The following is a 13,699-nucleotide window of genomic DNA, read 5'->3' on the forward strand; positions in this document are numbered from 1 at the left end:
CCCCTTTATAAAGAGAGAGTTTGTAGCTCATCCGGCAATCCTTGAGTCTGATCTGACTCGGCCAGATATTCGTCACGCTGAGAGCTCCAGAGCTCTTCGCTCCAGATCTCGAACTTGCGCCCCTGCCCCATGACCACGAGCTTTTTGTCGAGCATCGCATACTCACGTAGCGGCGCAGGTAGAAGAAGGCGGCCGCTCGCATCCAATTCAATATCGGTCGCATGACCAATAAGGAGACGCTGGATGCGGCGAGCCGCAGGGTTAAAGCTGGGTAGAGCTTCAAGCTTCTTCTCAATCACCTCCCATTCGGGCAGCGGATAGAGAAGCAGACAGCGAGCTTCGGTATCGATTGTGACGACTAGTTCGTTTTCGCAGCAGTCAGCAATCTGCTCGCGATAGCGGGCCGGCATTGCCATGCGCCCCTTCGCGTCCAGATTGATTTGATTAACCCCACGAAACATATCGTCACGTACTCCTGTCAGTGAAGCCCTGGAGCACACTCTACGGTGTTGCTCCTATGGAAATTATCTCCCCCAAGAAATTTCCACATTGACCCACTTTGACCCACTTTTTACCACACAGCGACACTATAGGGCCTAAATCTCCCCTTTGCAACTAAGGAAATAACCGCACACCTCAACTGTAAAAAGCGCAACACGAGGACGAAAAAAGACTCAGAAAAACTAAAATAACTCTATTTATCAAAGTGTTAATAAGATTGTACCCATGCTCTGCTGAGGCAGTTAAGGTGAGACATCTGGTAAGTGGTAGAAAAGTGGGAGAGATTTGAACGAAACCCTCGGTTTCGTCCATTCTCATATGCAGAAATAGTCTATGAAATTCAGCGAGTTGCAGGCGCAAGGCAGCCAATTCCAGCTAAGATGAAAGATTCTCAGGTTACACGCCGGTAGTTTGAACAAAATTTATACAGCCCTGAGCGCATAGAAACCGCCCTGAGCTTATGACAACAGCCATGAGCACATAAAAACAGCCATGAACTTATAAAGCTGAAAAAGCCTAAAGCGCGCCTTATAGCGTTACCAAAGGCTCTGCACGAAGTTCCAACTCAGATTCACCCTGCAGCAACTCCACCTTGGCTTCAGCGTTCGCAACCGCCTGGGCATCCAACAGAAGATCAAAATTGACAACAAAGTTACGACTCTCACCAGCCCCTATAGATGGCACCAAACCTAAGTCGCGTTGGTATCGCCGATTGTAGGCAAAGCTTGTACCGGGCTCTAACCCAACCACATAACCCTGCTCGGGAGTGTCACAATTCTTCCAGAGCGTCAGTACCGGTAACTGCCGCAAGTTGAAGCCCATCGCAACTCCCCTATCAGCTGCAGCATTATGGAGGAGCGTCAGCGTATCACCCTCAGAGTCGCCGATAGGCCTGATGTTAAATACCTCCTCATCAAACCCCGCTGTTGGAGCCGGCATACTTGCCCAGCTTGCAAGCCCCTCGGCCGCTCTCGCATTAAATGGCGAGACCTGACTCGCAGGCACGCGTACCTGCGCCCCCTCCTCCAATATCGGCGCACCGAAGTTGTTGTGGTAGAGCGCTTGATACTCTTTTGGGTAGGAACTGCGATTGATCAACTCATCTTCAAGTGTGAAACGAGCCTCCCCAGGAGTGATGACCAGATGCGTCCACACCTCGAACTCCACTTTCTTAAAACAGCGCTCATCAACACGACCCGAGAGACGAACACGGTAAGGCGGTGTGTCCTCTACCGTCAAACGAACCACTGAAGCAGGGATGTTCTGGATCTGACCATGAAGAGTTAACATCTCATCGCCATCCAGACCCGGATGTCCGGACCACTGGTATCCGCAGCGCGCAACGAGCTCATTAAACCCCTCAAGCCAGCCTAGACCGTTATGTTTCGAGAGCTCAATAAAGCTCGGATTCACCACCTCCTTCACCGGAGAATCCCAGCCTAAGCGCAGATCGCCCTGCTGCGCATAGAGCACACCCATACCACGACTGGGCGAGACGGCGACCGAGAGCGCGCCAACATTCAGCGTGATCACCTCGGAGCCCTCCTGCTTACCACCACGCAGAGTCTGGTGACGGCAATCAAAGGCAACTGGAAAATCAGCCGGCAGCGCGCTGTTGTCGAGCCTAAAGTCTCGTTCAGCGACGCCCGTGCGGGTATCGGTAATCAGGTATTCCATAGAAACTCTCTAGAGCAGGTTTTCACAAGGCCGTGCTTGTGCCAGCAGCGTTAAATTTGAGACGGTGGTCTGAGCAATATTCTGCAGCGCCTCGCGGGTGAGGAACGCCTGGTGCCCAGTAATTATAACATTGGGAAAGGTGGTTAAGCGCATTAGGTCGTCATCTGCAATAACCTGATCTGAGAGATCCTCGAAGAAGAGATCCGCCTCCTCCTCATAGACATCTAGCGCAAGCCCGCCCAAGTGTCCGGATTTTAATCCTTTAATAACTGACTGGGTATCCACTAAACCACCGCGACTGGTATTTATTAGCAAGACTCCCGGTTTCATTCTGATGATCGCACTATTATCAATGAGGTGGTGGGTCTGCGGTGTTAACGGACAGTGCAGACTTATCACATCCGAACACCGGTAAATCTCGTCGAGCGCAACATAGCTGACACCGGCATCGATGAGACTCTGATTAGGATTGGGGTCAAAGGCCAATACCTGCGAGCCAAATCCTCGCATAATTGAGCAGAAGACCTGACCTATGGTGCCGGTACCAATAACTCCGACAGACTTACCGTGTAGATCAAAACCCACCAACCCATCCAGAGAGAAGTTACCCTCGCGTACACGATTGTAGGCTTTGTGAATATGGCGATTGAGTCCTAATAGCAGTGCTGCTGCGTGCTCAGCGACCGCGTAAGGCGAGTAGGCTGGCACCCGAACAACCTGTATAGAGAACTGCTTGGCCGCCTCTAAATCAACGTTGTTATACCCGGCACAGCGCAAGGCGATTACGCGCACGCCCATTGTGGCTAGTACCTCAATGACACCAGCATCCACCTGGTCATTAACAAAAACAGAGACCGCCTCATAACCCTCAGCAAGAGCAGCGGTGCGCGCGTCGAGATGGATCTCTTCAAATTGGGGTAGCAAATCTGAGCCAGAGAAGGCATCAGCCAAGAACGCACGCTCATCTTTGCGCGTGCTATAAACAAGAACTTTCATTGGAGGCAATTCCTAGACGCGGAAACTATAACCACCGAGGAGTAGTGGACAGCGCTGTCAGGAGGAGTGTGCCTAATCAGTTTCACGTCGTCCTTGCGGCCGCACCCTGCGTTCAAATTGATTTACGCGTGTGCGCCTCTCATACCCATCACGTCGATCGCCACCTTTGCGTCTCTCCGGGACGTTGCTACCCATTCTATAGCTCTCCGTAAAGTTTTCCGTGCTCAACTTCGTTTCGATTTTCAAAGTATAGTTAAGAAATTCAAATGTATGGAGCGGTTCACTCTGAACCAAGCAAGTTCGAGGCCAAGTTTTAACCCGCGTTGACTATGTAATGCGAGACCCGGTAATTTCAGGGAAGGAAAAAGAGGGAAAAAGCGAGTCTGCCGATAAGCCGGGTTCTGTCGTGGACAGTCATTCCTCTAGGGCTAGCATCACTACTAGCCTCAAGCGACCTACCCGGACCCGGCATGGGCCATGCCTTAGTGGGTCCCTATTTGGTCTTGCTCCGAGTGGGGTTTTCCATCGCCGTAGAGTGTTGCCACCTACGCGGTGCGCTCTTACCGCACCATTTCAACCTTACCGGTCACGCCTCCGAAGAGAGCGCCACTTAGGCGGTATACTTTCTGTTGCACTTTCCGTCGGCTCACGCCGCCCAGACGTTATCTGGCACTTTGCCCTGTGGAGCCCGGACTTTCCTCCCCTCCAGCAAGCTGAAGCGGCGACTGCCTGGCAGACTCGGCGGCGATTCTATCACAGCTGCCCCTAGGGTTTAGCCTTTTTTATCGAGTAGCAATTGATAGAGCGCTTTTTTGTTAGCTCCGGTAATCTCAGCAGTGAGCGCCGCCGCTTTTTTCGGAGGTAGCTCCGCTACTAGCAGACCGAGAATCCGTTCCGCCTCAATACTGATACCTGTATCCGCTCGCGCTGGAGCGCCATGCACAATGACAACGAACTCCCCGCGCTGCTGATTAGAGTCCGCCTGAATCCACTCAAGCAGCTCATTGAGCGGCGCCCCTTTGATTGTCTCAAAGGTTTTAGTCAGCTCCCGGGCCACCAGCACAAAGCGATCGGCCCCAAGAGTGGCTTGCATATCTCGAAGTGAATCGACAATACGATGGGTGGACTCATAGAAGATCAACGTCTGTGTCGCCTCGGCCAGCTCGGAGAGAGCCTGTTGACGAGCGCCCGATTTGGCCGGCAGAAAGCCTTCAAAACTGAAACGATCTGAGGGCATACCGGAGGCACTTAGGGCTGCAACAAAGGCACAACATCCTGGTACTGGAGAGACCTCAAAGCCCGCCTCGCGTACCGCTCGCACCAGCACAAAGCCGGGGTCAGAGATCAACGGCGTGCCTGCATCAGAGACCAACGCAATCTGCTGCCCCTGCTGCAAACGATCAATAATCATATCGGCACGCTGACGTTCGTTATGATCATGGACTGAAATCAGATTGGCTTTAATGTTAAAGTGCTGCAAAAGCCGACCCGTATGGCGCGTATCCTCAGCTGCAATCAGATCAACCTCTGCTAGAATTTGCTGAGCGCGAGGCGAAAGGTCCGCAAGATTACCTATGGGCGTTGCGACAACGTAGAGTCTCGGCGCTGACATAACTGAATTTTCCATCCGTACTGATCACAGGGTGTGAACTATACCATGACAGGCAACAGATTTAGGCTGCTCTGGGCCGCCGGCATTACCACAGCACTTCTCGCGGGCTGTGCGGCACCCCCGCAATCCACTCAGGCACCGAGCGTCACTGAAAAGACGTTGAGCGTCGAGCAACTGCTGAGCAGCGCAGCAACTGCTCAACCTCTGCGTGCAGCCGAGCTTAGACTGCAAGCAGCACAAATGCTGAAGCAGCGCGGTGATATTCAAGGGGCAACTCAAGCACTCGAAACGGTTGATATCGCTATTCTGCCGCCCAACCTCGCATTCGAGATCACCAGCCTGCGCGCCGGCGCAGCTATCGACCGCAAAGATGCTAATGGCGCCTTACAGTTTCTCGATGCGGCGCAATTTCCAGACCTAAGCGTGACGCAACGCGTCGAGTTTAGCCGCCTGCGCGCCCAAGCCTACGAACAGCAGCAAAACCCACTTGCGGCTGCGCTAGAGCTTATCAATGTTGCCAAAACCACCGAGGGCGCTGAGCTTGAACGGCTCAACAATTTGATCTGGCGCCAACTGTTGGACGTCGATTCAGAGCGCCTGGTCGCCGCTAGTCTGAATAACTACGGTTTTTATGAGCAGGGCTGGATCGAGCTGGCACTTAGCCTAGCAAAACAGGCGGACCTATCAACCCAGCGTGACGCTCTGACCCAGTGGCAACAACTCTGGGCAGCTCACCCAGCCAACACGAATCCACCCCAGGCACTTGCAGCACTGCTGAATGCCGATCTCCTGGTACCGAAACGCGTTCTACTCGCGCTGCCCTTTGGTGGACAGCTTGCAGAGCCCGCTCGCATCATCAGTGAAGGGGTTAGCGCCGCCCTCTATCAGCGCCAAACACAGAACCTGCCGGTACCCGAGCTGCTGACGCTTGATACTAAGCAGATTCAGAGCGCACAGGCGCTGTTGGACTACGCCCAGAGAGAGCGCATTGACCTGATTATCGGACCGCTCAAGGGCTCTCTGATCGATCAACTGACTGCTCGTCAGGCTTTACCGGTTCCAGTTATTGTGTTTAACCAGAGCCAAAACACGGCACCCAACATTTACACACTGGACCTCTCCTCCGACCAAGAGATCACGCAAGTGGTTGAGCGCGCGGTACTCGAAGGCAACAGGCGTTTTGCTCTAATTACTCCAGCTGCTGCTTGGGGCCTAAAAGCACGCGAGGATTATCTTAAGGCGATCACGGAGTTTGAAGCGGAGGTTGCGACAGAGCTGCAATACCAGAGCAGCGAGGACCTCTCGAGCCAAGTATCCGAACTGCTAAATACCCAGCTTAGCTCCGCGCGCTACGATGAGCTGCGCAAAACGCTGGGCCAGAAGCTAGAGTTTGATGCTCGTCCACGACGCGATATCGATGCAATTCTACTAACAGCATCTGCGCGCGACGCGCGACAGCTTAAACCGATGCTGGCTTTCCACTTTGCGGGTAACTATCCGGTCTACGCGACCTCGCATCTGTTCGATGGCAACCCGGATCCCGTGCGTGATATCGACCTTAACGGTGTACAATTTGCTGATACACCTTGGCTGCTAAACCCGGTTTCACCGATTAACTTGCAGCTCGGTGCCGAACGTCCCGATACCCAAAGTCGTCTCGGTCGTCTCTATGCGCTAGGGGCTGACGCTTTCACGCTCCACCCCTTCCTGCGCCAGCTCGAGGGCTCTGATGAGATTTTCTTCGACGGGCTGACAGGTCGGCTAACACTGGGAACCGACCGTCGGGTGCGACGCGAACTGGTATGGGCGGGGTTTGATCAGGGACTGCCTGTACTACTCGGCCCACCGAAGATCCCGGTCGAAGAGCCGATAGCTGAAGAGGCACTTTTTAGCTCCAGCAACTAAGCTAAGACTATCCAAATTATCCAACGACGCACTCAAGGAGGAGAGCATGGATAGTCGAAACGACACTCGGGCACGAGGTGCTCGATACGAGCAACTCGCGGAGCAGCACCTAATAGGGCAAGGTTGTCGGGTACTAGCGCGCAACGCCAACTACCGACTTGGTGAATTAGACCTGGTAGTTACCGATGGCAGTTGCTTGGCGTTTGTAGAGGTGCGCTACCGCCAGCACGCTGGTTGGGGCGGTGCACTTGAGTCAGTCGACTGGCGTAAACAACGTAAGCTTATCCGCGCCGCTCAACTCTGGCTGATGCGCAATCCTGGATATGCTGACTCGACCTGTCGCTTTGATCTGGTTACCATCGACTCAAATCAACAACCCAATCAGTGTCTGTGGTATAAAGATGCCTTTCGACCTGAATAACGACGCACAAACAGGGACTTAATGGAACTCGAAGAGCGCATAATCAGCCATTTCCACAGCACGATGGATACCTGTGCTCAGACCATTGAGCACTACACTCCAATGATCGCTGAGGCCTCGGAGCTTATCCTCCCGTGCCTGGTTTCAGAGGGTAAGATCCTCTGCGCCGGTAATGGCGCTTCAGCGGCAATCGCCGCGCAATTTAGCGCCCAACTACTGAACCGTTTTCGCCATGACCGTCCGGGTCTCCCCTGCAGCGTACTCAATGCAAGCTCAGCCGTAATGACGGGCATTGCACACGATTCAGGTTACGCAGAGGTCTACGCGCGGCAAATTCAGGCACTTGGCCACGCCGGTGACATCCTGCTTGTCATCTCCACAGGCGGACGCGATGCCAGCCTAGTACAAGCCATTCAGGCAGCACATGACCGCGACATGCAGGTGATTGCACTTACCGGGCGTGATGGCGGTAATATGACCGCTCTTCTTCGTCCTGAAGAGATCGAATTTTGTATCGCCAGTGATGATGATCCCTGCATCCACATGGCTCATACCCTAATACTTCACAGCCTTGCTGACCTTATCGAATTTCAACTATTTGGAGCTGAATAAGCATGAAGAAACTGGCCATCGCCCTACTCGCAAGCACAACACTGATCTCCGGCTGCTCTAACCTGGTCAGCGCCACTCGTGAGGAGCCGATCCGCGAGAACCAAGGCAACCGCACCATCGGTAATTACATTGAAGATGAGGCTATCGAGCTTAAAGCTCTGGTCAATATCAGCAAAGGCTCTGCGCCACTGTCGCAGTCTCATATCAACGTAACCAGTTTTAACGGCCAAGTACTGCTGACCGGCCAGGTACCAAATGAGTCGATAAAGCGTGAGGCTGAGGATGTCATTAACAAGACACGTGAAGTGAAACGCGTTCACAACGAACTTGAGATCGCAGGCCCAACCTCAACAATCGTCCGTTCAAACGACGTCTACCTCACCAGCCGTATCAAATTGCAGCTGCTAGCGGACAAAAGCGTTGAAGGACTTCGAATCAAGGTCATCACTGAAAACGGCATAGTTTACCTGATGGGCCTCGTAAGCCAGGCCGAAGCCGATAGAGCTGTAAACGTTGTTCGTGCGGTACCAGGCGTTCAGCGAATCGTTAAAGTATTCGAGTACGTCCCTCTCCCGTAGACGGCGTTCACCCGTCTAACTAAAGGCTAGCTTCCCAAAACTCGAGTGCGACCGCGCACTCGGTGTTACCTTCTAGGACCGCTTCAAGTTCATCCCTGAAACGCTTTTGCTCCATCTTCCCTGGCTACGAAAATCCTAGAAGGTAACACCGAGCGCACGGCCACTCCTAAGAGCTTTACCAAGCCTCGGCGGCAATTGATCTTTCCAACCTTGAAACATTAGAAAACCCATTACAGAAATGAGCCTTCAACCAAAACCAAGACTTAGGGCTTTTTCGACTGCCGGAAACGGCAACGTTGGGAGGCTAGTGTATCCGGTGGTGCTATTTAACGACTCGAAGACCAGGCTTCTTCGGTTTTGTAGTCTTGGGAGTCTCAGGCGCTTCGGTCGGAGCTACTGGTTCACCAGCCTCAAGAGCTGCTTCAATCTGAGCTTGAAGCAGATCCGCACCAGGTTCCATACCAAAACCCATGCCCTGGCCATTCTCTCGTGCAAAGATCGCAAGAATAGATGCCGTAGGCACATAGATCTGTGTAGGTACACCACCGAAGCGAGCGTTGAAGCTAACCGCATCTGCGTCCATGTAGAGGTCACGGACCGCTGAGGGTGCGATATTGAGGGTGATCTGCCCATCTTTGACATAGGCATCAGGTACATCGGTGCCAGGCACCTCGGCCGCAACAACCAAGTGAGGCGTCAGATCGTTATCGATAATCCAATCAAATAACGCTCTAACGAGGTAGCCGCGGCTCGGGGTGATATCAGACATATCAGCGTTTAGTCGCGCAGTTCGCGCTCAACCTCTGACAGACTCTCTTGGAAAGACTCACGGTTAAACAGACGCTCCATGTATTTAACCAGAGGCTTGCACTGCGCTTCTGGGATCTCAATACCCATCGCTGGCAGACGCCAGAGGATAGGAGCAATACAGCAGTCAACCAAGCTGAACTCGTCGCTCATGAAGTATGGCTTCTCAGCGAAGATCGGTGAGATAGCGACCAGGCTGTCACGCAGCTCTTTGCGCGCCTCTTCGATCTCGGCGTCGGTACCATCACTGTTCAGAATGGTGTCTGCGTAACGTGACCAGTCGCGCTGAATACGGTAGATGTAGAGACGGCTCTCGGCACGTGCTACCGGGTACACAGGCAGTAGTGGCGGATGTGGGAAACGCTCGTCAAGGTACTCCATCATCACACCCGGCTCAAACAGCACCAACTCGCGGTCCAGCAGTGTAGGCAGGCTGTTGTATGGATTCAATGCAGCAACATCTTCAGGTAGTTCATCTTCCTGACAGTCAATTACATCAACTGCAACGCCTTTCTCTGCAAGCACAATGCGCACACGGTGGCTGTATTGGTCACCCGCATCTGAGAAGAAGGTCATTGAAGATCGTTTAGCTACTACGCCCATTTAAGGTCACCCCATAAAATTCAACGGCAAAAATAAAAAAATCTACGCGACCCCGAAGGATCGCGTAGTTGTCTTTTCCTAAGAGAACTCTACAAGAGCGACTCTTAGTGGATGTCTCTCCAGAACTCTCGCTTCAGGGCATAAGCCAGGAAGAAGAAGAAGAACAGGAAGACAAGTACATAAGTACCGATGCGGTGAGCGTCCTGCTTAGACGGCTCCGCCATGTAGGCCATAAAGTTTACCAGATCATAGATAACTTTATCGAACTCTTGTGCGGTCAACTCACCGGTTGCAGCATCGTGACTCAAACAACCGCCTACGCGGGCTCCAGTCAGAGGATCGATGTCGCCCTCGATACCGTAGCGCAGCAGCACTTCTTCAGTACATGCTAGTTTTTGAACACCCTGCAGATCTTCCAAAACGTTAGGCATACCAACGTCTTTGAAGACTGCGTTGTTAACGCCCCAAGGACGAGAGGGATCTTCATAGAAACCTAGCAGGTAGGTGTAAACCCAATCAGCACCGCGTAGACGTGTTTCAAGAGTCAGATCAGGCGGTGGATTACCGAACCAAACCTGCGAATCCTCTTTCGCCATGGCGATAGTCATCTGCTCGCCAATTTTCTTGTCTTTATCGAAGATCAGATACTCTTCTACCAGGTTGTTTGGCATACCCAGATCCTGAGCAGCGCGTTCGAAACGCTGGAACTCAGCTGAGTGACAACCCATACAGCGGTTTACAAATGTCTGCATACCGCGTTGCAGTGAAGCCTGGTTTGTGTAGTCTGTTTCGATGTGCTGCAGCGGCAGTTTTGCACCGCCCGCAGCGAGCGCTCCGATAGGCAGCAGAGCGACTAAGAAAGCAACAATAAACTTTTTCATTAGCCTGTAACCCTCTCCGGAACTGGTGACGTTTTCTCTTTGCGCGTGTACCAAGGCATCAGAATGAAGTACGCGAAGTAGAGCGCAGTACAGATCTGAGCAACTGTAGTACGGCCTGGGGTAGCCGGAATCGCACCAAGAATACCCAGGATTACAAAGCAGACCGCAAATATCAGCAGAGCTGTCTTGCTGTACCAACCTTTGTAGCGCATTGAGCGTACAGGCGAGCGATCAAGCCAAGGCAGAACAAATAGGATCGCGATCGCAGCACCCATTGCTACTACACCCCAGAACTTCGCATCAAGACCAAAGAGCGGGAAGGTGATCGCACGCAGAATCGCGTAAAACGGCGTGAAGTACCATACAGGCGCTATGAACTCCGGTGTCTTCAGCGGGTTTGCCGGCTCAAAGTTCGGCTTCTCGAGGAAATAACCGCCGCCCTCTGGGAAGAAGAAGACCACAAAGCAGAAGACGAACAGGAACACCACGACACCCACGATATCTTTGACCGTGTAGTACGGGTGGAATGGGATACCATCTAAGGGTACGCCGTTTTCATCTTTCTTATCTTTGATGTCAACGCCGTCAGGGTTGTTAGAACCCACCTCGTGCAGCGCGATGATGTGCAGCACAACAAGGCCGAGGATAACAATCGGCAGAGCAATAACGTGTAGCGCAAAGAAGCGGTTCAGCGTGATGCCTGATATCAGGTAGTCACCACGAATCCACTGCTGCAGGTCTTCACCGATAACAGGGATAGCGCCAAACAGGGATACGATTACCTGTGCACCCCAGTAAGACATCTGACCCCATGGCAGCAGGTAGCCCATGAAGGCTTCAGCCATCAATGCCAAATAAATAGTCATACCGAAGAGCCACACCAGCTCACGTGGTTTCTGGTACGAGCCGTACATCATTCCGCGGAACATGTGCAGGTATACCACCACGAAGAAGGCTGATGCACCGGTAGAGTGCAGATAGCGCAGAAGCCAGCCAAATTCGACATCACGCATGATGTACTCAACAGAGGCGAATGCACCTTCTGCTGATGGGTTGTAGCTCATAGTGAGCCAGATACCCGTAACGATCTGGTTTACCAGCACTAACAACGCCAGTGAACCGAAGAAGTACCAGAAGTTAAAGTTACGCGGCGCGTAGTACTTCGCAAGGTGATCGTCCCACAGCGCAGTTGCTGGGAAGCGATCATCAATCCAACCCATGAAGCCTGGGTTACCCTTATTACGTGAACCAGCCATTATGCAGTCTCCGTGTCTACGCCGATGACGAGCGTGTTATCGCCCTCATAAGAGTGAGGTGGAACAACCAGGTTAGTTGGTGCAGGTACGCCTTTGTATACACGACCAGAAAGGTCAAAGCGTGAACCGTGACAAGGGCAGAAGTAGCCACCCAGCCAATCGGCACCCATATCATCTGGCGCAATCTCAGGACGGTAAGTTGGTGAACAACCTAGATGCGTACAGATACCCACCATCACCATGAACTCAGCACGAATCGCACGAGTCTCGTCAGCAGGTACATACTCAGGCTGCTGTGGCTTCTCAGAGTTTGGATCAGCAACAGCATCGTTAAGTTTCGCTAGGTTAGCCAGCGCTTCCTGGGTACGGCGAACAATCCAGACTGGCTTACCGCGCCACTCTACGATCATCTGCTGGCCAGGCTCAAGCTTACTGATATCGGCTCTTACCGGGGCACCGGCCGCCTTCGCTTTTGCACTGGGATTCCATGAAGCAACAAAAGGTACCGCCGCACCAATCGCACCCACCGCACCAACTGCTGAGGTGGCTCCGATTAGTAGTCGACGCCGGCCCTTGTTTACGCCGTCATTGCTCATCAACTAATCTCCCTTGAGCCCTATAGATCGCCTGCCTATCAAACGATTTAGGACGCGTGATTTTTGAAAACATGAATTCGTTTTCCGCGATTCCGTGGCTTATAACCATAGAGTCGGATTCTTGGCGCGGATAATAAAGAAAACACCCTATTTTTACAAGGTGAAACAGGACCTTACCGGACCAAATACTAAGACCATTAGGCTAACTTTTTTGGAATAACCTAAGAACGAAAAAGCCCGAGCGGTAAGGCTCGGGCTTTTCTTGACTGCATATACAGTAAGCGAATTAACGCTTCGAGAACTGTGGCTTCTTACGTGCTTTACGCAGACCCACTTTCTTACGCTCAACTTCACGTGCATCGCGAGTAACGAAACCAGCCTGACGCAGTGAAGGACGCAGAGTTTCGTCGTACTCCATCAGCGCGCGAGTGATACCGTGACGGATCGCACCAGCCTGACCGAAGCCGCCGCCACCTGTTACGGTAACGTATACGTCGAACTTCTCTACGTTGTCAGTCAGCTCAAGTGGCTGCTTAACGATCATGCGAGCAGTTTCACGACCGAAGTACTCTTCGATAGTGCGGTTGTTGATTGAAATGTTACCAGTGCCTGGACGCAGGAATACGCGAGCAGTGGAAGTTTTGCGACGGCCAGTGCCGTAGTACTGAGTAGTTGCCATGTTCGCTTTCCCCTTAGATGTTCAGTTCTTGAGGCTGCTGTGCAGCATGCGGGTGGTTACCACCAGCGTACACTTTCAGCTTGCTGTACATAGCACGACCCAGAGGGCCTTTTGGCAGCATGCCTTTAACCGCGAGCTCAATAGTACGCTCAGGGAAAGTCTGCATCATCTTCTCGAAGTTAGCTTCCTTCAGACCACCTGGGAAGCCAGAGTGACGGTAGTACATTTTGTCTGAACGCTTGTTACCAGTAACGTGTACTTTCTCAGCGTTAACAACAACGATGTAATCGCCTGTATCAACGTGCGGAGTGTATTCCGCTTTATGCTTACCGCGCAGGCGGCGAGCGATTTCAGTTGCCAGACGGCCGAGGGTTTTACCTTCAGCGTCTACAACGTACCAGTCGCGTTTTACTTCGGCTGGCTTAGCACTAACTGTGTAAGACATTTTAAGTTTCCTATCTATAAACCTCGAATCAACCAGTGGGTTGGTCCCGGCTTACCTTATAATTATTGGTTGCAAGCCCACTAACTCCGGGGAGTCAGCTTTAGATACAACTTTCTAGTTACGACCACTA

At 52.5% G+C, this 13,699-nt stretch carries 15 protein-coding genes and 1 other RNA gene; 4 read left to right on the forward strand and 12 right to left on the reverse strand.

What is annotated here, in order from left to right; genetic code table 11:
* Positions 1-5: 5 nt before the first annotated feature.
* From mraZ to rsmI, 5 genes are all read right to left on the reverse strand, one after another.
* Positions 6-461, reverse strand: a complete 456-nt coding sequence (gene mraZ / locus AC1WNR_RS11195; protein WP_481644571.1) for a division/cell wall cluster transcriptional repressor MraZ — start codon at positions 459-461, stop codon at positions 6-8.
* Between the two features lie 568 nt (positions 462-1,029).
* Positions 1,030-2,178 carry an aldose 1-epimerase family protein gene (locus AC1WNR_RS11200; RefSeq protein WP_481644572.1) on the reverse strand — a complete coding sequence of 383 codons (1,149 nt, stop codon included), beginning with the start codon at positions 2,176-2,178 and terminating at the stop codon, positions 1,030-1,032.
* A gap of 9 nt (positions 2,179-2,187) precedes the next feature.
* Positions 2,188-3,174: a 2-hydroxyacid dehydrogenase gene (locus tag AC1WNR_RS11205; RefSeq protein ID WP_481644573.1), complete on the reverse strand. Its 987-nt coding sequence runs from the start codon at positions 3,172-3,174 to the stop codon at positions 2,188-2,190.
* A gap of 374 nt (positions 3,175-3,548) precedes the next feature.
* Positions 3,549-3,915: RNase P RNA component class A (rnpB, locus tag AC1WNR_RS11210), an RNA gene on the reverse strand.
* Between the two features lie 31 nt (positions 3,916-3,946).
* Positions 3,947-4,786 carry a 16S rRNA (cytidine(1402)-2'-O)-methyltransferase gene (rsmI, locus tag AC1WNR_RS11215; RefSeq protein ID WP_481644574.1) on the reverse strand — a complete coding sequence of 280 codons (840 nt, stop codon included), beginning with the start codon at positions 4,784-4,786 and terminating at the stop codon, positions 3,947-3,949.
* 45 nt (positions 4,787-4,831) lie between these two features.
* Here rsmI and AC1WNR_RS11220 point away from each other — a divergent pair, with 45 nt between their 5' ends.
* From AC1WNR_RS11220 to AC1WNR_RS11235, 4 genes are read left to right on the forward strand one after another with little or no spacing between them, the layout of a single operon-like run.
* Entirely contained in the window at positions 4,832-6,691 is a 1,860-nt protein-coding gene (locus AC1WNR_RS11220) for a penicillin-binding protein activator (protein WP_481644575.1), read from the forward strand.
* Positions 6,692-6,737: 46 nt separating this feature from the next.
* Complete coding sequence (locus AC1WNR_RS11225; RefSeq protein ID WP_481644576.1) at positions 6,738-7,112, forward strand: YraN family protein; 375 nt, start codon at positions 6,738-6,740, stop codon at positions 7,110-7,112.
* Between the two features lie 21 nt (positions 7,113-7,133).
* A complete protein-coding gene (locus AC1WNR_RS11230; RefSeq protein ID WP_481644577.1) occupies positions 7,134-7,724 on the forward strand; it encodes an SIS domain-containing protein in 591 nt (196 codons plus the stop codon).
* A 2-nt stretch (positions 7,725-7,726) separates the two neighbouring features.
* Entirely contained in the window at positions 7,727-8,302 is a 576-nt protein-coding gene (locus tag AC1WNR_RS11235) for a BON domain-containing protein (protein ID WP_481644578.1), read from the forward strand.
* A gap of 322 nt (positions 8,303-8,624) precedes the next feature.
* On the opposite strand, the gene AC1WNR_RS11240 is transcribed toward AC1WNR_RS11235, so the two are convergent.
* The 7 genes from AC1WNR_RS11240 to rplM all read right to left on the reverse strand — a co-directional run bounded on the left by AC1WNR_RS11240 (position 8,625) and on the right by rplM (position 13,569).
* On the reverse strand, positions 8,625-9,071 hold the full coding sequence (locus AC1WNR_RS11240) for a ClpXP protease specificity-enhancing factor (protein ID WP_481644579.1): 447 nt from the start codon (positions 9,069-9,071) through the stop codon (positions 8,625-8,627).
* 8 nt (positions 9,072-9,079) lie between these two features.
* On the reverse strand, positions 9,080-9,712 hold the full coding sequence (locus AC1WNR_RS11245) for a glutathione S-transferase N-terminal domain-containing protein (RefSeq protein WP_481644580.1): 633 nt from the start codon (positions 9,710-9,712) through the stop codon (positions 9,080-9,082).
* A gap of 104 nt (positions 9,713-9,816) precedes the next feature.
* Positions 9,817-10,593, reverse strand: a complete 777-nt coding sequence (locus AC1WNR_RS11250; RefSeq protein ID WP_481644581.1) for a cytochrome c1 — start codon at positions 10,591-10,593, stop codon at positions 9,817-9,819.
* The gene (locus tag AC1WNR_RS11255) at positions 10,593-11,849 is read right to left on the reverse strand and encodes a cytochrome b (RefSeq protein WP_481644582.1); all 1,257 of its coding nucleotides are present in this window, start codon (positions 11,847-11,849) and stop codon (positions 10,593-10,595) included. The genes AC1WNR_RS11250 and AC1WNR_RS11255 overlap by 1 nt, the downstream gene beginning before the upstream one ends.
* Positions 11,849-12,445, reverse strand: coding sequence for a ubiquinol-cytochrome c reductase iron-sulfur subunit (gene petA, locus AC1WNR_RS11260; RefSeq protein WP_481644583.1), 597 nt, complete (start codon positions 12,443-12,445; stop codon positions 11,849-11,851). The genes AC1WNR_RS11255 and petA overlap by 1 nt, the downstream gene beginning before the upstream one ends.
* Before the next feature lie 286 nt (positions 12,446-12,731).
* The gene (gene rpsI, locus AC1WNR_RS11265; RefSeq protein ID WP_481644584.1) at positions 12,732-13,124 is read right to left on the reverse strand and encodes a 30S ribosomal protein S9; all 393 of its coding nucleotides are present in this window, start codon (positions 13,122-13,124) and stop codon (positions 12,732-12,734) included.
* Positions 13,125-13,137: 13 nt separating this feature from the next.
* On the reverse strand, positions 13,138-13,569 hold the full coding sequence (gene rplM / locus AC1WNR_RS11270) for a 50S ribosomal protein L13 (RefSeq protein ID WP_481644585.1): 432 nt from the start codon (positions 13,567-13,569) through the stop codon (positions 13,138-13,140).
* Positions 13,570-13,699: the final 130 nt, after the last annotated feature.

It is taken from the genome of Marinobacterium marisflavi, assembly GCF_982447095.1.